We start from the raw sequence: 22,555 nt of genomic DNA, 5'->3' as shown, positions 1-22,555 counted from the left end.
AAACTGGGGACGGGGAAATATATTTCCCCATTACCAATTACCAACCTAAAATATTTATGACTTCTTCCATCATTTCTCAAACTGAACCACCCCTTCCCCCTTGGGAAACTTTACCGACAATGTATGATTTACCTAGCGAAAACCCAGAGGAAAAAGGCTTGCCAGACGACTTTCATTTTTTACAACCTTTACTTTTATATTTAACTTTTCAACCCATAAACTGGAATCCAGAAATTGTTTATAGTGCGGCTGATCTGAATCTTTATTATGATCTGCAAAATCCTTTATGGTATAAACGCCCAGATTGGTTTGGTGTGGTTGGAGTGCCAAAATTATATAATGGTCAAGATTTGCGTTTAAGTTATGTCAGGTGGCAAGAACCAGCAAACCCTTTTGTAGTTGTAGAATTATTATCTCCTGGTACAGAAGATGAAGATTTAGGTAATAGAAAAAGTCAAATAGGTAAACCTCCCACAAAATGGGAAGTTTATGAACGGATTTTAAGAATTCCTTACTATATTGTTTTTAGCCGCTACACCAACGAAGTCCGCGCATTTCAGTTAGTAGGTGGTCATTATGAACCTATGAATATGATTGAAGGACGCTTACTAATGCCAGAATTAGGTTTAAGTTTAGGACTATGGCAAGGGACATTTCGAGATATTCCTAAGTTATGGTTAAGGTGGTTCACACTCACAGGAGAATTAATTCCTGAACCAACAGAAGAAGCGGCTGCGGCTAATGAAAGAGTTATTCTTGCTGAACAAGAAACAATAGAAGCAAAAAGAAAAGTTGAACAACTAGGACAACTGTTGCGTGATTTAGGCGTTAATCCTGATGAACTGGATAATGCTTAGAGGTTGTTTGAAAAGTATTATATCAAACCAGTAATCTCCAAAAACCTAACCCCCCTACCCCCCTTCCCTGCAAGGGAATGGGGGTTTTAAAGCCTCTCCCCTTGCAGGGGAGAGGTTTGGAGAGGGGTCAGTCTATACATTCAAAACTTTTCAAACACCCTCTTAGACATTACCAATTACCAATTACCAATTACCAATTACCAATTACCAATTACCAATTACCAATTACCAATTACCAATTACCAATGACTAAAATTTTCCTTCCAGATATAGAAGCAACACAGCAATTAGGTATTACCCTTGGGGAAACTTTGACTGCTGGAAGTGTGATTTTGCTAGAAGGTGATTTAGGTGCTGGTAAAACTACTTTGGTGCAAGGTATTGGTAAGGGATTGGGGATAATTGACTCTATTGTTAGTCCTACCTTTACTCTGATTAATGAGTACACAGAAGGACGCATCCCCCTTTATCACTTGGATTTATACCGTCTAGAACCTCAAGAAGTTACAAGCTTGAACCTCGAAAGTTACTGGGAAGGAATAGAAGTAATACCGGGAATTGTCGCTATTGAATGGGCGGAACGAATGCCATACTTACCAGATAGTTATTTAAAGATATGTTTAAACTATGGTGAAAATGGCAGCCGTCAAGCCGAAATTATGGTTTGCGGGAATTAGTATTACTAAATAACCAAGAAAAAAGGTTAGCAACCGTAGCAGCGCCAAAGGAAAATAGGGCAATAATGGCATCACGGGGTAAAACACCATCTAACCAACTACCTTGGATACTAGAAACAGGAAAATCTTGATCTAATCCGATTTGAATTTGTTTGGTTTTACCAGAAAAACGGGCTTCTATGCCTTTTTTATCAGATATTATTTGTAAATTGCGGATAAGTTGAATATTTAACGGTTTATTAGTGTCTTCTCCCATGAGAAATTGATTTTCTTTAATTTCTCTATCCTGTTCTGCCATGCGGATTTTACCTTCGAGAATAGTAGATATTTCTAAATCATCTCTGAGGTTGCCACCATTTTTATCTACATGAGTAAATGTGACATCTTTAGTTTTTATTTTGCCTCTAAACCATTGTTCTGATTCATATTTTGGTGGTTTTGATAAAGTGAGATAAATATTAGTATTTTCTTGAATGTTAAAAGTAAATTCTTTATTATTGGGGTTGACAATAAACTCTAATTGTGCTTGATCATCCTGTGACTTCGGTAAATTTAAACTGGGTATTTTATAACCTTCTATAATAACTTTGATAGGTTGTTCACCTAAATATATTTCTAAGGGATTGGGATTATTTTGGGAATTGGGAAGAAGAGAAAAAGCTAATCGTTGACGATAAAAATCATAATTTAATTTAGCTATCCTTGTTTGTGGTTGTAGTCGTAATTCTTTGAGATTAATTTCGCTTTCTGTACTAGAATTAGCTGGAGTAATAATTATTTTACTTTCTCTGTCTGTAAGTTGGATTTCTAAGGAATTTAATTTATCAATTTCTGGTAAAGATTGACTTTGAAAACTGCCAGTAAAGGTTAATGTTTGTTTACCTTCAGTTTCTAGTTCTTTAATGTTTTTAATATTGCCGATAAAAAGTTTAGGTTGATTATCATCATAAGTAAAACTCATTTCTTTAAAAATAAGATTACCTTCAAATGTATGAGTTCCAGGGACAATAGCCGCAATAGTAATAATACACAAAACCACAAGCAATATTATCACCAAGAAAGATGATTTTTGCTGGATTAGATATTGTTTTAGATTTGGCAATTGCTGGAGAAAATTATGATTGATATTATTAAATTTTGTCCGAATTAAACCAGACTTATTAATAATAAAATTCTTAATCTTACTAAATCTGGAATTGTGAGAAGATTGCTGTCTGCCTTTTTGCCGATATCCCATGATTTATTTTAACCAGGTTGGGTTATGTTCAAATACAATGCGTCGTTCAATTCTATCGCTTGGTTCATTACTGCGTTCAATATTAGCAATATAGTGAAGTTGATAGCGTCCTGCTGGGGCGTTACTTCCATCCCAGGTGAAACTAATTTCACCACTATTGGGGGTAGTGCGAGATGTCCTATATACTGGCTGTTGATCTTTTTTATCTGTGAGAGGGACGATTTTTACACTGGTAAATTTGACTCGATCTTGAGAATAAAAAACAAACTCGTATTTACCAGAAGTTTTTCCCAATGTAACGGGAACATAAACATTTTGAGAACCCAGGCTATAGGCTGCTACAGCGCGGAGTTTATTTGCAGGAATGTTGGCTTTTTTAAGAACGTAAGTATCCCAGCTAAAGCTGAAATTTGCACCATTGTTAGATAATAGTAAATCATCTAATTGATAGTGATAATTATCATCCAATGATTTGACTATGACTTGAGGATTTTTACCATCTTTAATGCGGGGAACTTGTAAGGTTATGGTATTACCATAACTGGCAATGTTGCGGGTAGCAATGGAAATTAAACTCAAGCTATTGCCGCTTAAAGGTTCGAGTTTGATGCCTTCACAACGGTTGGGTGGTTGCCGACGGATATAATCTGTAGAACGGGCATTTCCTTTAGGACAAGAGGCAACAGCAGACAGAGGATTAATGCCGAGGATTAATAAGCTGGCCAGTAGAATTTTATAACTCATGGTTTCGTTAAAGTAATTTTCCAGATGGACAATTGTTTTTTAACTACAGATATAGGATAGGCAAAATTTTTGGTTTCACCCGGTTTTCGGGCATAAACTATGCCTATGAGCCGATTTTTTGAGTCTATCACAGGACTGCCAGAATAACCAGGTTTCAGTTGAGTTGCAGATATTTGTAATTGTTGGTTCTGATAATTGATTTTTCCTGATTGAACAGACCATGATTTATCTTCACCTCGTTTTGCATCATGACCGATAATTTGAATAGGCATTGCGGGGTTGATGGTAGTAGACATTGATAAAGGTTGGATGTCTTCTGGTAGTTTACCGCTAACTTCCAAAACAGCTAAATCGAGTTCATCTGTAGGAGTCTTTTGGAATAATTTGGCATTCCTCCTCATTCTGACTTTACCTGTTGGTGGAGAACTGAAAAACTCCACTTGAATATTTTCACCCTGTTCATTGCCATCAAAAATCACATGACGATTGGTGAGAATTAATGTCCGGTTGGCATCTTGCTGGATAACTACACCAGTACCAACCTCAATTCCTTGACGTTGACTGTTAGAAAACTTGGCAGTAATGAGAACGACAGAACGCTTAACAGTTAAGTTGGGATCATTTTTGGGCAAAAATCCCATATCGTTTTCTACACTGGCTAGTTTATTTTGTTTTTCAGTCCATAATTTTCGTGCTTCTATATTATTGTTACGAGCATATATATAATCGGGGTCAAGTTCTTCGGCTTTGTCGAAATGTTTTATAGCTTCTTCAAACTTTTCTTGCTGTTGAAATACTAAACCTAAACCATTATTTGCAAGGGTATAATCACTAGCTGGTGGTCCAGGAGTATCTGTTAATGTTAGAGCTTTTTGGAAAGCAGCAACAGCCTCATCTAATTTCTTCTGGCCACTCAGGGCAATGCCAAGATTGTTGTAAGCAGTAGCATATTTAGGGTTAAGTTCAATAGCTTTTTGGTAAGCAGCAACAGCCTCATCTAATTTCTTCTGGCCACTCAGGGCAATGCCAAGATTGTTGTAAGCAGTAGCATATTTAGGGTTAAGTTCAATAGCTTTTTGGTAAGCAGCAACAGCCTCATCTAATTTCTTCTGGCCTCTCAGGGCAATGCCAAGATTGTTGTAAGCAGTAGCATCTTTAGGGTCAAGTTCAATAGCTTTTTGGAAAGCAGCAACAGCCTCATCTAATTTCTTCTGGCCACTCAGGGCAATGCCAAGATTGTTGTAAGCAGTAGCATATTTAGGGTCAAGTTCAATAGCTTTTTGGTAAGCAGCAACAGCCTCATCTAATTTATTTTGTTTTGTAAGTATATAACCAGAAAGATTATAGGACTTTGCATCTTGAGGATTTATTTGTAGGGATTTTTGACAAGCTGCTATGGCATCATCTAATTTGTTTTTATCATCTAGCAAATCACATAGATTGTAGTAAGCAATGGCATAGTTAGGGTTAAGCTGAATAGATTTTTTAAAAGCAGCGATAGCTTCATCTATTTTCTGCTGATCTTTAAAAATTAAACCGAGATTAATATAAGGAAAGGCATATTTAGGATCAATTTCTATAGCTTTCTGAAATGCGGTAATAGCCTCATCTAATTTATTCTGGACTTTGAGGACATTACCAAGACCATTGTAAGCAGTAGCCAATTTAGGGTTAAGTTGGATAGCCTTTTTATGGGACGCTAAAGCCTCTTCTTGTTTACCTTGGGCATTTAATACATTACCTATACCAACATAGGCTTCTGCATCATTAGGATTGAGTTGTAGGGCTTTTTGGTGTGCTGCTAAAGCCTCCGGTAATTTTCCCTGTCGTCGTAAAGCATTACCCAAATTGTTATAAGCCTTGCCATTATTAGGTTCAACCTGCAAAACCTTACGCCAAATCGTCTCTGCTTGGGGGTTGTTACCCACAGATTCGGCTGTTTCACCTTGTTTAAATAGCTGTTGGACAGTATTTTGAGCAAATACAAGCTGGGGTGTGGTAGTTAGAGATAAGGTGAGCAATAAAATACTAAATATCCGATTTCGCATAATCATCTTAGATATTTACCAGAATTTGATGCTTTAATCTTAATTTAAAACAGAGAATTTACGCAGCATATACGCAATGCTATCACAATAACCACAATAATAGATACAAATTTAATATTAAATAGACGGTAATAAACCGCATCTAAGCAGGCAATTATTAACATTATGCGAATACAAAACTACAGTTATGGGGAATGGAACAGAATTATAGTAAACAAGGTTAGGAAATAGACTTTTGTAAGATTACAAAAACCTGTATGTGTGGGGGTTTCAATGATGTCAACTCAAGTTAAAAATAGCTTATCTGTTGGCTTCCACAACCGCCAGGGAATAAATTCCCTGTCTCATAGCTCAAGTCCGTTAAAACGGACTCATAAATTTTCCTAGTGTTTAGAGGATGTTTGAAAAGTTTTGAATGTATAAATATAAATTGACCCCTCTCCAAACCTCTCCCCGACGCGGGGAGAGGCTTTGAAAACCCCATTCCCTGGTAGGGAAGGGGGCAGGGGGGTTAGGTTTTTGGAGATTATGGGTTTTCTCGTTAAGTGGACACCATTGAAGCTCTTGCTTTACTCCTACCGATGGAATCAAATAATTAAGCCGTGTTGAGTATAATTACACAATTGATTTTTCTGTTCCAAACGCAATCTACAAAAATTTTTAGCTACCTTGTCACCCATTAAAAGTTAAAGCTTGTCCGCGAACTTGTGTATTTAGCTGACCATGATCATAAACAATTTCACCACCGACAATTGTTGTTACAGGCCAACCTGTTAAATTCCAACCTTCAAAAGAACTCCAACCACACTTGCTGACAACTTCTTCCCGTTTAACTTCATGGTAATTTTTTAAATCTACCAAAACTAAATCAGCATCATAACCAGGGGTAATTTCACCTTTATTGGCAATACCATAAGCTACAGCGACCGCTTTAGACATCCATTGCACAACTTGGGCAACAGTACATTTTCCATCCATTGCAGCGGTTAACATTAAAGGTAAAGAAGTTTCTACACCGGGCATTCCTGAAGGGGTGTTTGGGTAAGTTTGGGCTTTTTCCTCTAGAGTGTGGGGGGCGTGGTCAGTGGCAATGAAATCAATAATACCATCACGTAAAGCTTGCCAGAGAACTTCATTATCATGGGGCGATCGCAATGGTGGATTCATTTGCGCTAAACTACCAATAGTTGCATAAGCATTAGTATTCAAAAGTAAATGCTGTGGTGTTACCTCTGCCGTCACCCAACTTGGTTTATCCTCACGCAGTAACTCCGCTTCCTCTGCGGTTGACATATGCAGAATATGTAACCGGCGTTGATATTTTTTAGAAAGTTTTAATGCCAATTGGGTAGCCAATAATGCCGCTTGATTATCTTGAATTTGGGAATGAACAGCCATATCTGTAATCCCCGCAAACTCCTGTTTTCGTTGCTTAATTCTGGCTTGATCTTCCGCATGAACAGCAATTAAACGGCTTCCTTGGGCAAAAATCGCCTCTAGAGAGTCTTCCTGACTCACCAACAAATCTCCGTGCATTGAACCCATAAAAATCTTAATCCCCGGTGTTGGCTGGGCAGAAAGTAAATCTGGTAAATTATCCGCCGTAGCCCCAATAAAAAAGCCATAATTAACTAAGCACTTCTGGGCTGCCCGTTGTAACTTATCATCTAAAGCTGATTGAGTAATGGTTAAAGGTCTTGTATTCGGCATTTCCAGAAAGGAAGTAACTCCCCCCTTCGCGCAAGCACAACTGGCAGTAAATAAGTCTTCTTTGTATTCTAGTCCTGGTTCACGGAAATGCACCTGGGGGTCAATCACACCAGGCAACAAAGTTAATCCTTTTGCGTCAATCTCATGAGTGGGTGTAGCATTAGCAATTTCTTGTCCTACTTGGGTTATGTGCCTTCCTTCTATCAGCACATCGCCAATCATTGAATCACCATTGGGTAAAATAATTTCAGCGTGACGAATCAGTAAACTTTGTGGATTTGACATGGATTTAAGATTTTTCGGGATAAAGGAACTATTTATGGATGATAGATAACTTTTTCTTTAAGGTAAACTTAATTGGCACGAAGAACCTTTAATTTTGGTTTTGTGTTAAAAAATGTTTATCATCAAGTAAGCTAAAAACCTGAATGTTTGTAGCTGACAACAGAAAAGCACTAGATTTTTTTACTTTATTTAACTGTCATCTGCTCCATCTGGTTAAGATTAATAATATCAAGTCTATCTGTCTGAGTTCAATACTAGTCTCCTAACATACTTCAACAATTTCATGCAAAATCAAGCGTCTGATAAAAACTCTAGTCAAGAACCCGATAATTCCTGGATAGTAGAGCTAGGTAAAACGATGATCTTGAGTATCTTTCTGGCTCTAGGAATTCGTACCTTTGTTGCCGAAGCCCGTTGGATTCCTACTGGTTCTATGGAACCAACCCTCCATGGTGTCAAAGACCAGTGGCTGGCAGACAAGATTATTGTTGATAAAGTGAAATATAAATTTGCTAACCCCGAACGGGGAGATATAGTCGTATTTTTACCACCACAAGAAATCCAGAATAATCCTGAACGGGAAGCATTTATTAAAAGAGTAATTGGTTTACCTGGGGAAAAAGTAGAACTCAGAGAAGGGAAAGTATATATAAATAGCCAGCCTCTACCGGAAAATGTTTACCTATCCTCTTCTGTGCGGACTTTTGTTGAAGCTTGCAATAGTAGCGGACTCCAACCTCCTTTTTTGGCTAAACCGGAAATTATTCCCGCAAATTCTTACTTAATGCTCGGTGATAATCGTCCTAACAGTTATGATGGGCGTTGTTGGGGTGTTGTTCCCCGAAAAAATATGATTGGTCGGGCTGTAGCTCGTTTTTGGCCACTTGATAGAATGGGTGCAATTGATAAAGCTCCTGCTTATTCATCTCCAAAACCATGAAATGATGCCATATCTAGCCAAGATTTTGCTATATCCAATTAAGTCGCTAGATGGTATAGAAGTAGAAAAGGCGACTATTCTCGACCGTGGCGCACTTGAGTATGACCGGGAATTTGCATTTTTTGACGCAGAAAATAAGTTTGTCAATGTTGACACTCCCCGCTCTAAAGAGACGGGGATTCTTTGTTCAAAGATATGACTTGCTCATCCAGGATTTCTCCAGCACAAGTAGAGGACTCATCTCCCAAAGCGTTGCTCATGTCTAGCATGAAAGTTCCGGTATGCCCTACCGTACTCAATCCTCGACTCAGGATATTTCTAGCTGCATTTTGGTAGAGTCGAGGGGGAATATTATTTCCCGCCCCTCTCTGTTAAATCTGGGCGTGCAGCTTTCACGCGGTGGCTTCCGATGTTCTTAGCTTTTGCTTTTGCTCATGTGAATATAATCGTGGCAGCTTTCGTGAATTGCTAGAAGGTTTTTAGGTTTCCAATTGTTATGGTTTCCATCAACATGATGTAAATGTACCTTCTCATCACTGAGCATTTTTAGCCCACAATGTCCACATTTATGGTTTTGCCGTTTGAGGGCTTTAGAGGTATGATTGTCATAGAGTTTGCTGTTACGCTCGCTCCAGTAACTCAAATCTCCGTCGTAGGGTGATTTCTCCCCTTTAACATTGATGTGTTTATTTTCGGAGTAAGGAACTGCGGGGAACGCTTTATCTAGTAATTGTTTGCTAGAATGGCGATTCTTTTTGGCTTCCTTATTGAATACCTTGAATGTTCTGTGTTGGATATGGTAAAGGGAAAATCTAGACCCGTCCATCTTACAGAAGCGATGGTAGTTCCTCCAACCTCTAACTACGGGAGCTAATTTCTCAGCCTTGGTAGTAGCACCATAATTCGAGCAGTTGACGATGGCTTTTACTTTCTTGCGAAAAGATTTAAAGTTGTCCACTGAAGGAACGCATCTAAACTTCCCGTTTTTCTGGACTTTGAAGTTCCAGCCGAGGAAATCGAACCCATCTGTCGCGGCGGTTAGCTTTAGCATTATTGCTGTGCCTAACCATGCTCTTCTCCAATTTGTGTTTTCTGAACACCTCAAACCAATTACGGTCTGTCCTACCCGAATTGAAGGAGTTCCGCTGCTCGTCTAGCCTACTTAGGGTTCGACCTCCCTTAGACCTCCAATCCGTTTTTATTCGTTCCCTCGGTTGATTGATTGTTCCGTTAGATGTAGCCAATTCAACCACTGGATTCCCTGGACTCTTGCCGCTATTGAGACGGATATGCGGCGGGAATTAGCTCCAGTAAAGTCGGGTTTTTGAGTTGTGTCCCGCTTTGGATTAGGTCGCTTTTTTAGGCTCGGTTTCATCATAGGAACTCCCCGTTAGCGCCAAGTGTCACCTCACAACAGGTGTCTGATTGCGCCCTGTTCCCAGCTTTGACCTCCCGAAACCGAGTCGGGTCATCATGGGCAGATAGGGAGTCATACCTGAGTCTGGCAGATGGGGCTTTCACCCATATCAGACCGAGAGTTCAACCTTTTTCCATGATTGGATTGGGTTGGTTAGCTTATGTACGGACTGATTACCGTGATTCAGCTAACAACGAATCGCACCATCTCTATCCATCACACAGCCACACTGACAAACGTGTGTCCTCGTAGATAGAGTTTTCTTAACAACTTCACCACAGCTAGAACATTCCTGGCTAGTATATTGCGGATTTACCGCTACCGTGACTCTCTTAAATCCCACATTCCGCACCCCAAAATGTTACAGAGGGAAATTACGGAGATGAAAATCAAAGGAAGCATCAAAACAAACAGATAAAGTGAAAAAAGGCATTTGAGAAACAGTAAATCACCAAAAATGTCATCAAAATCTATTCTCAATAAGAAGCAATAAGAATGCACACCACCTGGAGAGGTCAATAGATAAGCGAAAGAAGATATTCAAGAAACAATTATAAGTTAGACTAATCAATTAAAGTAAAAAACGAAATTATAGACATAGTAAAATGGAGCTATAAATCAAAGAGATTAGCTCATCTTTACTCATAGAAATTAAATTGATAGAGATGATAATTAGCTGACTAATTGATAGTAACGTAAACAATCATCTGGTAAAAGACTCAAGATAAAATCTCTGTCCTTATTCCAATTAGAAATATGTTTCTCCTGATTGAGTGTAACCAAATGAATACACTGAAAGCATTGAAAAATCCAGCGTAAAGTAGGACGATTAGTTGCTTTGCCTAATTGATTTTTAATTGTTGATTTAGACTCCAAAAGAGCATTTCTAATATGACGTTGAGCCAAAGTATAAACCAGTAGACATAAACCCATAATCATTCCCAAAGACTCTATTCTCTCAGGACTTTTGAGGAAAATACTGTCGGCAAAAAATAATGGGTCTTTGAGAAAACCAAACCCTCTTTCACATGATTGTTGAGCTTTATATGCGATCTTCCGCAAGCCTCCATCCTGATGTTTTGTATTCAACTCCAACGACAATCTTTTTGGAATTGAGGATATCCTTTTAAGCCAGGAATATTCTTCTTGCAATTATCATAAAACCGAGAGATAGAAGACCATGCTCGTTCGGGAAATTCTGGGTTGACTCCGGCTTTGAGACATCGGAATATTCCTTGTCTTATGCTCTTTGGAGCAATGAGTCTGTCCATAATGGCGGTGTGGTTTATCCTATCGAAGCATTTTTCGATATCGAGTTCTATGACTCGTTTATAAGGGAAATGCCGAAAACCCTTGAAGATGTAGCTGACTTAGGAAGCTACATCTGTGCTTTAGACAAGGGATGAAGGCTAGTTGCTTTCCTTTATCCTGCATTGACGTTAATCGCGTTGCTGTTCAATATATTTCTTAACCGTTTCTGTGCAGATATTCCCAGCGGTACTAACAAAATAGCTTGGTGTCCACAGCGTAGGTATTTTTAAAAGTTCGGGAAATTCTTTCCTAAGATGATGAGATGCTCTCCCCTTGATTTTCCTCATGATGCTAGATGGATCATCGGTTGGCTTCACATTTAAAAACAGATGGACATGATCCGGCATAATCTCCATAGCAATAATTTTCCACCTATTCTCTATAACCAACTCGCAAATAATTTGCTGTAACCTCTCTGCGATAGAACCTACCAGCACTTTTTTCCGACGTTTAGGAATAAAGACAAAGTGATAATTCAGCAGTGAGACTGCATTGCTTTCGTGCCTGTACTCGTCTGGAGAAAACTTAGCCATAACCTTAAAATATTTACTTGCTATTTGTATATAGCTATTGTATAATCAAATAAAGGAAACAACAATGGGAGGGACTTATATTTGCTAACAAACTATGTATATAAGCTACGTCCTAATATTAGTCAATCCGATAAAATGGACGGTTGGCTAGATATGCTCCGGTCTACTTACAATTGGAGTTTGGCTGACAGAATAGCTCAATACAACCAGCAATTTATTCAAGGTGACTATTGTGATATTAGGACTAAAGCAGAAGCTTGTCCATTAACTTGTTTTGTCAGTAAAAATGGAGCAAGTGGAGAGCCGTGGAAGGATGTTAAAACCGATAAAAATGGCAACATCAAAAACCCTCGACGCAGTGCTGGTGATATTCAAATAACGGCATTACCATATCTAAAAAAAGCTAGACCTTGGTTTGCTGAGATTGATTCTACAGTCCTACAGCAAAACGTCAAACGCCTTGACACTGCCTATAAAAACTTTTTTGAAGGGAGAGGGTTTCCTAAGTTTAAAAACCGGAGTAATTTTACCTCTTTTACTTACCAGATGGGCGTAAAAGCTCAAGGGAATAAAATCTATCTTCCTAAGTTGGGATGGCTGCGGTTTTTCAATTCTCGCTCAATACCAACAGGCTTTACTATCAAAGCTGCCACATTAAGAAAGCGTCAAGATGGTTGGTATGTCTCAATTAGGATTGAAGATAAAACCATACCAGACTATGTAAAAAAACCGCTAAACGAAGTTAAAGCCTCGACTCCGCTCGGCTTTAACCCTGAGCGAAGTCGAAGGGTTAATTCTATTCTTGGTTGTGACTTAGGAATAACTAAACTTGTCCATTTCTCCGACAGACATCAAATTGATAATCCTAAATTCTCAACCAATAAAAAAGCTAGACGCACTTTAAAAATTAGACAGCGACGGGTTAATCGTAAAGTCAAGGGTAGTAAGAATCGTAAAAAAGCAGCTAATAAAGTAGGACGGTTTCACAAAAAGATTACAGATAAACGGACTGCTTATCAATGGAGTGTTGCTAATACAATAGTTTCTAGAAAGGTTGATGCTATTGCCTTAGAAGATTTAAACATCTCCGGTATGTTGAGGCGTTGCCAAGTTAAAACCGATGAAAAAACAGGGAGATTTTTAAAGAATGGCCAGTCTAGAAAAAAAGGATTAAACCGTTCTATTTCTGATGCAAGTTGGAGTGATTTGATTTTAAAAATTGAGTATCTCGCTGTGAAGCAAGGAAAAGTTGTAATTAAAATTAATCCTAAATACTCCAGTCAAGAATGCAGAAATTGTGGGCATACTGATAAGTCAAACCGTGATGGTGAGAAATTCATTTGTACGGAATGCGGATATCACGAACACGCCGATATTGGTGCTGCAAAGACTATCAGAGATAGAGGTTTCAAAATAGTACGTGGGGACTCCGCGAAACTTGCTGTTTAACAGCTAAACGCCCAGAAGATGAGCCAGTGCGGTCTTGGGGTTTCCCCAAGTAGAGCAACTGGCGGTATCAGCACGCACTTTTGTGCAAACGTACTGAGTCTGGGAACTTGTGCAAACAAGATATTAAGATTGTGAAATCTTAAGAATCCCCGTGTCTTTAGACCGGGGAGTGTCAAAAAAGAGAATTTTGCAAATGACTATTTACTTTTATCAGGTTTCCCAGCCCTATGGTTGTTTTTCTAACTTTTCTCCCCACAGTATTAACATTGATGGTACTGACTGGCCAACCGTTGAGCATTATTATCAAGCACAAAAGTTTGTTGGTAGTTCCGATGCTCCCATTATACCTTTAATTCACGGTGCTGTTAGTCCTGAACAGGCTGCTGCTTTAGGGCGTTGTCCCTCTCGTCGTTTCCGTCCAGATTGGGAATTGGTGAAAACTCAAGTTATGCGGATTGGGGTACTACAAAAATTTATCACTCATGCTGATATTAGGGAAATATTATTAATCACAGGTGATGAAATGCTTATAGAAAATTCCCCTACAGACTGTTTCTGGGGCTGTGGTGCAAATCATACAGGAGAAAATCATCTCGGTAAAATCCTCATGAGTGTACGTGCAGAAATCCGCTCACAATTCTTGAAAAGATGAAAACCTTTGATACTGGTCGCTTGTATAAAATATTGTTTACTGAGAATATCATCAAAAAAAGCTGATATTATAAACAGAGGTTGCTATTTTACCACGTATTAATTCTGATGAAAAATAGAAAACAACAACATAATTGGCTGATGTTACTGGTAGGTAACGGCTATATAACTTTGTCTATTAGTATTCTGTTGTTTGGTTGTGTGAGTGCAGTTACTGACTCTAGCCGTGTTTTGGCAAAAGATGATTCCTCAAAAATTGCTCAATCTCCAGCAGCAACAAAGGAAAATGCAGAACGGCTTTTTGAAGAGGGACAGGCACTTTATCAAAAAGGATCAGCAGAGTCATTGCGACAAGCAATTCAAAAATGGCAAGAGGCTAGATTATTGTATCGGGCTGTGGGCGATAGCGAAGCGCTCCGTAGGAATCGCGGTGGGGAAGCTATCACTCTCAATAGTATCGGTCTTGTCTACAATGCTTTAGGAGAAAAGCAAAAAGCACTGGACTATTACAACCAAGCTTTACCCATAAGTCGGGCTGTGGGCGATAGCGAAGCGCTCCGTAGGAATCGCCGTGGGGAAGCTATCACTCTCAATAGTATCGGTCTTGTCTACAATGCTTTAGGAGAAAAGCAAAAAGCACTGGACTATTACAACCAAGCTTTACCCATACTTAGGGCTGTGGGCGATAGCGAAGCGCTCCGTAGGAATCGCAGTTGGGAAGCTATCACTCTCAATAATATCGGTGGTGTCTACTCTGATTTAGGAGAAAAGCAAAAGGCACTGGACTATTACAACCAAGCTTTACCCATAAGTCGGGCTGTGGGCGATAGCGAAGCGCTCCGTAGGAATCGCCGTGGGGAAGCTATCACTCTCAATAGTATCGGTCTTGTCTACAATGCTTTAGGAGAAAAGCAAAAAGCACTGGACTATTACAACCAAGCTTTACCCATACTTAGGGCTGTGGGCGATAGCGAAGCGCTCCGTAGGAATCGCAGTTGGGAAGCTATCACTCTCAATAATATCGGTGGTGTCTACTCTGATTTAGGAGAAAAGCAAAAGGCACTGGACTATTACAACCAAGCTTTACCCATACGTCGGGCTGTGGGCGATAGCGAAGCGCTCCGTAGGAATCGCGGTGGGGAAGCTATCACTCTCAGTAATATCGGTCTTGTCTACTCTGATTTAGGAGAAAAGCAAAAGGCACTGGACTTTTACAACCAAGCTTTACCCATACTTAGGGCTGTAGGCGATAGCGAAGCGCTCCGTAGGAATCGCGGTGGAGAAGCTACCACTCTCAATAGTATCGGTCTTGTCTACGATGATTTAGGAGAAAAGCAAAAGGCACTGGACTTCTACAACCAAGCTTTACCCATACGTCGGGCTGTGGGCGATAGCGAAGCGCTCCGTAGGAATCGCGGTGGAGAAGCTACCACTCTCAATAATATCGGTCTTGTCTACTCTGATTTAGGAGAAAAGCAAAAGGCACTGGACTTTTACAACCAAGCTTTACCCATACGTCGGGCTGTGGGCGATAGCGAAGCGCTCCGTAGGAATCGCAGTAGGGAAGCTACCACTCTCAATAATATCGGTGCTGTCTACAATGCTTTAGGAGAAAAGCAAAAAGCACTGGACTATTACAACCAAGCTTTACCCATATTTAGGGCTGTGGGCGATAGCGAAGCGCTCCGTAGGAATCGCAGTAGGGAAGCTACCACTCTCAATAATATCGGTGCTGTCTACAATGCTTTAGGAGAAAAGCAAAAGGCACTGGTCTTTTACAATCAAGCTTTACCTTTAATGCGGGCTGTGGGCGATCCCTATGGAGAAGTTACCATTCTTGATAATATTCGTGCATTAGGAGGATTTTAAGTATAGGCTTATGAACTACCCCTGGCTAACTTCGTTTGAGCCAGGGGTTTCTACATCCCCTAGCGGAGCCTGAGATTTTTGACGTTTCTTTTGACCGAGTTGCTTCATACTTCCAGCATTCTTGGGTTTGCTGGTGTTTGAAGTAGAGCTAGAATCATCCACGTCTAAGAGGCTAGTTCCTAACCCCTGTAGATTATTTGAGTACCAAAGTAGCATTACTTCTGCGGCGGCGATATCGCGCTGTTGGGTATATCCGCAGTTATGGCAAACATGAGTTCTTGCGGCTAAACTCTTCTTTTCTTGATGCCCACATTTTGGACAAGTTTGAGATGGTTTTACCTTCCTTGTAGGCACTTCTACAAACAAGCCACCAATGTCTGATAATTTCGCTTTTAGAGCGTCCCTTATCATCCCCATTCCCACATCAAGAATTGATTTATTTAGTCCTGCCTTTTGTTTTTTACGTTTACCTTTCTTAGCTTTGGCACTCATTTTTTTGACTTCTAATTTTTCAGTAACTACCGTGCTATTACCGCTGATTATTCGTGTAGTTTCTTGGTGAACAAAGTTCTGTCTTTGGTTAGCAACTTTTCTCGAAAGTTTACTAACTAACTTCTGAACTTTCTTCCACCTTCTAGAAGCCTTAACTTTCTTTTTGAAATTGGGAGAACGTTTTCGACGTTTTGATTTACCCAACTCTTGATTTTTTTGTTCTGCTTTTCGGAAAAACCGAGGTGCAGCCACTAAACCATTGTCTTCACCATTTGTCCAAGCAATTGCATCATTACAACCTAAATCAATTGCCATAACACCATTATCAGTTTTGCGGCTATTCTTTAACAAAGTATCATCAATTTCTAAGACGATGGAAGCATACCATTTACCATTGCGGTTAACGATATCTAAAGCTTTAGGATGCCCCCAAAGTCTAGCTTTACCCCGCATTTGGATTTGACCAATCTTTGATAATTCTAAATAGCCGTTATCTCCTGTGCTATGTACTTTCCAACCCGTAAAAGATGGGTAAGTCCAACCGGAATAATGGCGAATTGACTTGAATCTAGGATACTTTGCTAGTCCCTTGAAAAACCTTTGGAAAGCAAAATCAACCCGTTTTAATGTGGCTTGTAGTGCTTGGGAATTAATTACTTTATATTCTATCCAGACTTCTTTGAAATCCGGTAAACAGTTCTGTTGCTCAAAGTAAGAAACAGATTTACCAAACTTTTTATATGAAGTAATGCGGTTAGATACAGCAGCATTATACAAATCTTTATGAAGTTGACGATGGTAGGACAACTTTTCACTGACTTGTTTATTTGGATATAGTCGGAAAGTTTCTCTACGTAACGCCATTGATGTTTTTACCTCTTGTTTTTGTTGACTCTAAATACTATTATATATCTATCTACATAGATATGTCAACTCATGAAAAAACCAAGAACACAAACTGAATGGCAACAGAGAAACAAAGACAAAGTTAACAAGTATAATGCTAGATACAGCGGTTTCCGCTCTTATGAGGTACAAAGTTGAATCATGAAACTCTTGTAGTGCGGGCATCTTGCTCGCTAGATATGTACCTCATAACACCGGGAAGTGCTGTATAGAAAGAGTAAAATTCGGATTGGGCTAACGATAGATAAAGAAGTTGCTGAAAGGATATCGGCAATAAAAGACCCAAGTCAAAGTTATGGTGAATGGTTGCGTCAGATAATAGATAATTTACTTGCGAACCAATGCTAATATTTTGTCAAAAACTCAACTGTCCTCAAAATTCTTTTACTTGCAGTAAAAAACATTTTAAGAACGTTTCGTTTTTGACTTGCTTACATCCCCACCCTATGAGTACATTGAGGGTGGGGAATTACGCAAAACTGTTAAAGCTCACTGATGTTTTTTGTTTGTAAAGTTTAATTGCAAAAATATCCAATCTAATTTAAAGTTGTTATTCTAATAGTTGAAGCCATTAGAGCTTCCCTGGCAGATACAACAGCTAGAGAGAAAGAAGAGAAAAAACGCAAGTTAAATAAGAGGTAAAAGCGCTGTTTAATTTACATCTGTCTCGTCAACAAACAACAACACCCAACGCGAAAGCTGATATTCCCTCAAATGAATGAAAATCAGGGGGCGCTGTAACTGGTTTCCATCCCTTGTTGATCAAGTTGATGAAAGGTAGTACATCCCTGGCTAGAGTTAACAAAAAGAGGGAATCAACAAGCTAGTAGATGTCTGGGTGTTGTTGTTTGTAATATTATCCTAAAATTAAATATCAAGAGACAAAAAAATAGTTAAATACAGCACTTTCTGATGTGATGAGGTACTTATCCAGCGGGCAAGATGCCCGCACTACAAGAGTTTCATAATTCAAGTTTGTACCTCATTAGAGCAAAATCTGCTGTAGAAAGTAATTAACTTTTTCCCCAAACAAATCATCACAGTTACAATAAAACTGATTGGTGCGAATACTTTGGACTGGAGTTTTAAATGACTATTGCCAGCATTTCACAGACAAAACCTTTAACAAACACAGAATTACAAAAAATTAACGCCTATTGGCGTGCAGCCAATTATCTCTCTGTTGGACAAATATACCTCCTCGACAATCCTCTTTTGAGAGAACCACTCCAACAAGAACACGTCAAACCTCGACTATTAGGACATTGGGGAACTACCCCAGGGCTAAACTTGATTTACGCCCACTTCAACCGAGTTATTAAAAAATACGACCTCAATGCAATTTACATAGCTGGTCCTGGACATGGTGGACCCGGAATTGTTGCCAATACCTACTTAGAAGGAACATATAGCGAATATTACCCCAACATCTCCCAAGATGAAGAGGGAATGCAAAAACTATTTAAGCAATTCTCCTTCCCTGGTGGTATTCCCAGTCACGTCGCCCCAGAAACCCCTGGTTCTATCCATGAGGGGGGAGAATTAGGCTATGCTTTAGTTCATGCTTACGGTGCAGTATTTGATAACCCTGATTTGATAGTTGCGGCGGTTGTGGGTGACGGAGAAGCGGAAACTGGACCCCTAGCAACTAGCTGGCATTCTAACAAATTTATCAACCCTGTTACTGATGGTGCAGTTTTACCAATTCTGCATTTGAATGGATACAAAATTGCCAATCCCACAGTATTAGCACGGATACCCCATGGGGAATTGGAAAGCCTATTTATCGGCTATGGCTATAAACCTTACTTTGTGGAAGGTTCTGAACCGGCGGAAGTTCACCAAAAAATGGCGGCAGTATTAGATACAATCATTCCTGAAATTCAAAGTATCCAAAGAGAAGCGCGGGTACATGGTTTCCAAGCACGACCGCAATGGCCAATGATTGTTTTACGCACTCCTAAAGGTTGGACTGGACCCAAGGAAGTGGACGGGAAGAAAACAGAGGGTTATTGGCGATCGCACCAAGTCCCTTTTAGTGATATAGCTGGTAAACCGGAACATCTGCAATTGCTGGAAGATTGGCTAAAAAGTTACAAACCTGAAGAACTTTTCGACACCAACGGTCAACTGATTCCCGAACTGGCAGAACTAGCCCCCAAAGGTCAGCGTCGCATGGGAGACAACCCCCACGCTAACGGCGGAATTTTGCTGCGTGACTTGAAAATGCCTGATTTTAGCAACTATGCTGTAGAAGTATTTAAACCAGGGACAGTTAACGCTGAAGCTACCAAAGTTACTGGCAAGTTTCTCCGTGACATTATGAAACTCAACGAAGAAAGCCGTAACTTCCGCGTTTTTGGTCCCGACGAAACCGCCTCAAATCGTTTAGATCCTTTATTTGAAGTGACAAACCGCGCTTGGGATGCGGAAACTCTCCCGGAAGATGACCATTTATCACCGGACGGTCGAGTTATGGAAATCCTCAGCGAAACCAATTGTCAAGGCTGGTTAGAAGGATATTTGTTAACAGGTCGTCATGGTTTCTTCTCCTGTTATGAAGCCTTTATTCACATCATTGATTCCATGTTCAACCAACACGCCAAATGGTTGAAAACAACTCGGCATATTACTTGGAGAAGACCAATTGCCTCTTTAAATTATCTTCTCACTTCTCATGTTTGGCGACAAGATCATAACGGGTTTTCTCACCAAGATCCTGGTTTTATTGATCATGTAATTAACAAAAAATCCGAAATCATTCGTGTTTATCTACCACCTGATGCTAATACTTTGCTATCAGTAACTGACCATTGTTTAAGAAGTCGTAATTATGTCAATGTGATTGTGGCTGGTAAACAACCTGCATTACAATATTTAGACATGGATTCTGCAATTAAACATTGTACCAAAGGTTTAGGAATTTGGGAATGGGCTAGTAATGATCAAGACAGTGAAACCGATGTAGTTATGGCTTGTGCTGGAGATGTTCCAACTTTGGAAACTTTAGCGGCTGTGGATATTTTACGGCAAAATTTCCCAGATTTAAAAGTGCGAGTTGTTAATGTTGTGGATTTGATGACTCTACAGCCAAAAAGTGAACATCCTCACGGTTTAAATAGTAAGGATTTTGATACTATTTTCACAACTGATAAACCAATCATCTTTGCATTTCATGGTTATCCTTGGTTAATTCATCGTCTCACCTATCGGCATACAAATCATCAGAATATTCATGTGCGTGGTTACAAAGAAGAAGGAACAACAACCACACCTTTTGATATGGTGGTAATGAATGATTTAGATAGATTCCATTTAGTTATGGATGTGATTGACCGTGTACCAAAATTAGGTTCTCAAGCAGCTTATGTAAAACAAAAATTGCAAGATAAGTTGATTGAACATAAGCAATATATTCAGAAACACGGTGAAGATATGCCAGAAATCCGCGATTGGACTTGGCCATATTAATAATTGAGTTAAGCTGATTTTATAGGTAAGGGTTTAGCACTGCTAAACCCCTACACATGAGATAACAATAAACAATTTATTTTTCTGTTGATGCTGCAAAAGTTGTCCCTATTTCTCTGAATAATTTAGTATTTTATAATTAGTTTTTTGTAAAATTATAATTATCTATTTTCTAATATAGGAATCCGGTTTGATTGTTGTTCATTATACTGAGACTCAATCGTTGATTCGATGGGGTTTACGGTTTACAGCTTGTTCAAAAATCAAATAGTAGCCCTATATAAGTAGGTGAACACAATAAAACCAAACTGTGTAAAGAAACGTAAAATCGCCCAAACCCTCTTCACTCTTGCCTCTTGCCTTTTGCCTCTTGCCTTTTGCCTTGCCATAACGACAATTTTCAACGCCAACCTACTTACTTCTCTCGACAATAGGTAATAGCCCAAATTAGCAACTATTACCCATTATCAAGAATTAAATTAACCCAATAAACCTTGGATTAATCCAGAATTACTGGTTAAGAAGAAAGCGACTACTGCGCCACCGATACCACCAATCAAGAAAGCACTGGTGAAATTATTCCAGCTTTCCTTAGAGTTAAAAGCATCAACAGGAGGATTGGGTACAGCAATACTAGCAAGAGCTTTACCAGGGTTGCTGTTAGCATATAGGGATAGGCAAGCTGTCAAAATTACAACCAATCCAATACTACCCAACAAACCAGCTAAGGTAGCATTGGGGGCATTGCGTAAAGGACCTAATCTATGGAAAGGTCCAAATAGTAAATAACCATGAGCCATACCGACTTCCAAACCGCGTCTAAAAGGATTTAGACCGGGGCGATAAGCTGGTAAATTGCTAATAAACCACTTCACCAAAGGAGCGGAATTGATGGGGGTTTCTAGATCGCCTTTTTGTGGATCACGTGCTGCTATTGCCATAACTTTTCGATTCCTTGGATCACTAGGTGGGTTTTTGATGAGCTTACTGCTTGAGTTATGTTGTTTGCTCGCTTTTAAATGAGAAAGATAGCATTTTTCATAAGAATTAATTTTGCCACTTTCTCATTTAGAAAAGTATGAAACCCGCAAACAGTGGACAACATGACGAGTTTCATACATTAGTGAAGATTGCTAATTTGAGTGATATTTTCACCTAACTAGGTTTGATAACTCAATGAGACAATCTACAAGCAAAAGCTAATTTACTTAACTTTTGTAAACCGGATTTTCAACCTATAGGGGGTGGAAAAGGAGGTCAGGGAAGAAGCGATTAAATTCAATCAAAATCCCGGCTGTGATTGTCAACCAGATAGTTGCTGCAACGGGAGCAGTGGAAATGAATGTAATCAAGTAGTTGGTTTCGTTACCTTTTTCAGCCATGAATTTAGTCTCTAGAATGAGTGATTGAAAACAAATGAATTAACGTGGCGAAACGGTAATTTCTGAATCCTTCGCGGTTAATTCGCCGGAGAGCAATTCCTTGATTGCTGCTGCGGGCCAAGCAAAACCGGAGGTGATGATAGGTAGAGCAATACCCAAATCAATTTGGATTTCTTTTTGCTCCGCATCTGATCCTGTTTTGATTGCTTGGAGATAAGCACGGCCTACCCAACCAATCCAACCAGCAATGTAGAGGAAGAGAATACTAGGGATTAAAAAATCACCAGCATGATCAAGACTGCCATCTACAATCAAGTGAGGATAACCTTCAGGGCCACAGAGCGCCTGAGAATAACGTTCAAACCGCTTTTTGCCAGATTCGGGGTCAGTGGTGGTGTTGCGGGCATTTAGTGCTAGCTCTTGAAAGGCGGGAGAGTCTTTACAAGGAACAAGGTTTGCGCCTAGTGCATTAGCTTCAGGAGCAAAATTGAACCAAAGAGTCATCACCAAAAGCAAAGCAAACAATCGTCTCATGGAGTTGTTTCCTTTTATTACAAAACGAGAAGTTTCTTGTAC

Annotated in this window: 16 protein-coding genes and 6 pseudogenes; 8 read left to right on the top strand and 14 right to left on the bottom strand. The window is 39.5% G+C overall.

All coding sequences use genetic code 11. From position 1 onward, the window contains the following. The first annotated feature begins 56 nt into the window (after positions 1–56). Positions 57–857 carry a Uma2 family endonuclease gene (locus HGD76_RS03660; protein ID WP_168697356.1) on the top strand — a complete coding sequence of 267 codons (801 nt, stop codon included), beginning with the start codon at positions 57–59 and terminating at the stop codon, positions 855–857. 245 nt (positions 858–1,102) lie between these two features. Further along, positions 1,103–1,534 carry a tRNA (adenosine(37)-N6)-threonylcarbamoyltransferase complex ATPase subunit type 1 TsaE gene (gene tsaE, locus HGD76_RS03655; protein ID WP_168697355.1) on the top strand — a complete coding sequence of 144 codons (432 nt, stop codon included), beginning with the start codon at positions 1,103–1,105 and terminating at the stop codon, positions 1,532–1,534. Here tsaE and HGD76_RS03650 read toward each other — a convergent pair. From HGD76_RS03650 to HGD76_RS03635, 4 genes are all read right to left on the bottom strand, one after another. Then, the gene (locus HGD76_RS03650) at positions 1,515–2,771 is read right to left on the bottom strand and encodes a hypothetical protein (RefSeq protein ID WP_168694992.1); all 1,257 of its coding nucleotides are present in this window, start codon (positions 2,769–2,771) and stop codon (positions 1,515–1,517) included. The two genes, tsaE and HGD76_RS03650, sit on opposite strands and share 20 nt — an antisense overlap. 3 nt (positions 2,772–2,774) lie before the next feature. Beyond that, a complete protein-coding gene (locus HGD76_RS03645; protein ID WP_168694991.1) occupies positions 2,775–3,515 on the bottom strand; it encodes a hypothetical protein in 741 nt (246 codons plus the stop codon). Continuing rightward, positions 3,512–5,563 carry a tetratricopeptide repeat protein gene (locus tag HGD76_RS03640; protein WP_168694990.1) on the bottom strand — a complete coding sequence of 684 codons (2,052 nt, stop codon included), beginning with the start codon at positions 5,561–5,563 and terminating at the stop codon, positions 3,512–3,514. Before HGD76_RS03640 ends, HGD76_RS03645 begins: the two co-directional genes overlap by 4 nt. Before the next feature lie 672 nt (positions 5,564–6,235). Continuing rightward, on the bottom strand, positions 6,236–7,558 hold the full coding sequence (locus tag HGD76_RS03635; protein WP_168694989.1) for a dihydroorotase: 1,323 nt from the start codon (positions 7,556–7,558) through the stop codon (positions 6,236–6,238). A gap of 283 nt (positions 7,559–7,841) precedes the next feature. Between HGD76_RS03635 and lepB the strand changes: the two genes are divergently transcribed. Both lepB and HGD76_RS03625 read left to right on the top strand, forming a co-directional pair. Beyond that, positions 7,842–8,498 (top strand): signal peptidase I, encoded by a 657-nt coding sequence (gene lepB / locus HGD76_RS03630; RefSeq protein ID WP_015078075.1) that lies wholly within the window; start codon positions 7,842–7,844, stop codon positions 8,496–8,498. 4 nt (positions 8,499–8,502) lie between these two features. Beyond that, positions 8,503–8,646 (top strand): annotated as a pseudogene (locus tag HGD76_RS03625) (MOSC N-terminal beta barrel domain-containing protein); the annotation flags it as partial. A gap of 16 nt (positions 8,647–8,662) precedes the next feature. Here the strand turns inward: HGD76_RS03625 and HGD76_RS25115 are convergent. The 6 genes and pseudogenes from HGD76_RS25115 to tnpA form a co-directional block, all read right to left on the bottom strand. Beyond that, positions 8,663–8,830: pseudogene (locus HGD76_RS25115) on the bottom strand (RNA-guided endonuclease TnpB family protein); the annotation flags it as partial. 83 nt (positions 8,831–8,913) lie between these two features. Then, positions 8,914–9,543 (bottom strand): annotated as a pseudogene (locus tag HGD76_RS03615) (HNH endonuclease); the annotation flags it as partial. A gap of 577 nt (positions 9,544–10,120) precedes the next feature. Further along, positions 10,121–10,252, bottom strand: a pseudogene (locus tag HGD76_RS03610) (zinc ribbon domain-containing protein); the annotation flags it as partial. Positions 10,253–10,587: 335 nt separating this feature from the next. Continuing rightward, positions 10,588–10,962 (bottom strand): annotated as a pseudogene (locus HGD76_RS03605) (IS1634 family transposase); the annotation flags it as partial. A 38-nt stretch (positions 10,963–11,000) separates the two neighbouring features. Further along, on the bottom strand, positions 11,001–11,186 hold the full coding sequence (locus tag HGD76_RS26425) for a hypothetical protein (protein ID WP_407644798.1): 186 nt from the start codon (positions 11,184–11,186) through the stop codon (positions 11,001–11,003). A 168-nt stretch (positions 11,187–11,354) separates the two neighbouring features. Then, positions 11,355–11,759, bottom strand: a complete 405-nt coding sequence (tnpA, locus tag HGD76_RS03595; protein ID WP_027401090.1) for an IS200/IS605 family transposase — start codon at positions 11,757–11,759, stop codon at positions 11,355–11,357. Positions 11,760–11,840: 81 nt separating this feature from the next. On the opposite strand from tnpA, the gene HGD76_RS03590 reads away from it, so the two are divergent. The 3 genes and pseudogenes from HGD76_RS03590 to HGD76_RS03580 form a co-directional block, all read left to right on the top strand. After that, positions 11,841–13,208, top strand: coding sequence for an RNA-guided endonuclease InsQ/TnpB family protein (locus HGD76_RS03590; RefSeq protein WP_210967715.1), 1,368 nt, complete (start codon positions 11,841–11,843; stop codon positions 13,206–13,208). A gap of 193 nt (positions 13,209–13,401) precedes the next feature. Then, a complete protein-coding gene (ybiA, locus tag HGD76_RS03585) occupies positions 13,402–13,860 on the top strand; it encodes a riboflavin biosynthesis intermediates N-glycosidase (RefSeq protein WP_168694988.1) in 459 nt (152 codons plus the stop codon). 140 nt (positions 13,861–14,000) lie between these two features. Continuing rightward, positions 14,001–15,707, top strand: a pseudogene (locus HGD76_RS03580) (tetratricopeptide repeat protein); the annotation flags it as partial. 36 nt (positions 15,708–15,743) lie between these two features. Here the strand turns inward: HGD76_RS03580 and HGD76_RS03575 are convergent. Next, a complete protein-coding gene (locus HGD76_RS03575; RefSeq protein WP_168694987.1) occupies positions 15,744–17,084 on the bottom strand; it encodes an RNA-guided endonuclease InsQ/TnpB family protein in 1,341 nt (446 codons plus the stop codon). 1,131 nt (positions 17,085–18,215) lie between these two features. Between HGD76_RS03575 and HGD76_RS03570 the strand changes: the two genes are divergently transcribed. After that, positions 18,216–20,597, top strand: a complete 2,382-nt coding sequence (locus tag HGD76_RS03570; protein WP_168694986.1) for a phosphoketolase family protein — start codon at positions 18,216–18,218, stop codon at positions 20,595–20,597. Positions 20,598–21,076: 479 nt separating this feature from the next. On the opposite strand, the gene HGD76_RS03565 is transcribed toward HGD76_RS03570, so the two are convergent. The 3 genes from HGD76_RS03565 to HGD76_RS03555 all read right to left on the bottom strand — a co-directional run bounded on the left by HGD76_RS03565 (position 21,077) and on the right by HGD76_RS03555 (position 22,513). Continuing rightward, a complete protein-coding gene (locus HGD76_RS03565) occupies positions 21,077–21,538 on the bottom strand; it encodes a photosystem I reaction center subunit XI (RefSeq protein ID WP_015079101.1) in 462 nt (153 codons plus the stop codon). A gap of 294 nt (positions 21,539–21,832) precedes the next feature. Continuing rightward, positions 21,833–21,979 carry a photosystem I reaction center subunit IX gene (gene psaJ, locus HGD76_RS03560; protein ID WP_015079100.1) on the bottom strand — a complete coding sequence of 49 codons (147 nt, stop codon included), beginning with the start codon at positions 21,977–21,979 and terminating at the stop codon, positions 21,833–21,835. Positions 21,980–22,018: 39 nt separating this feature from the next. After that, the gene (locus HGD76_RS03555) at positions 22,019–22,513 is read right to left on the bottom strand and encodes a photosystem I reaction center subunit III PsaF (RefSeq protein ID WP_015079099.1); all 495 of its coding nucleotides are present in this window, start codon (positions 22,511–22,513) and stop codon (positions 22,019–22,021) included. Between the last annotated feature and the right edge of the window lie 42 nt (positions 22,514–22,555).

It is taken from the genome of Dolichospermum flos-aquae CCAP 1403/13F, from assembly GCF_012516395.1.
Taxonomy (GTDB): domain Bacteria; phylum Cyanobacteriota; class Cyanobacteriia; order Cyanobacteriales; family Nostocaceae; genus Dolichospermum; species Dolichospermum lemmermannii.
The sequence above is the reverse complement of the archived record's forward strand: the minus strand, read 5'-3'. Positions and strand labels throughout refer to the sequence as shown.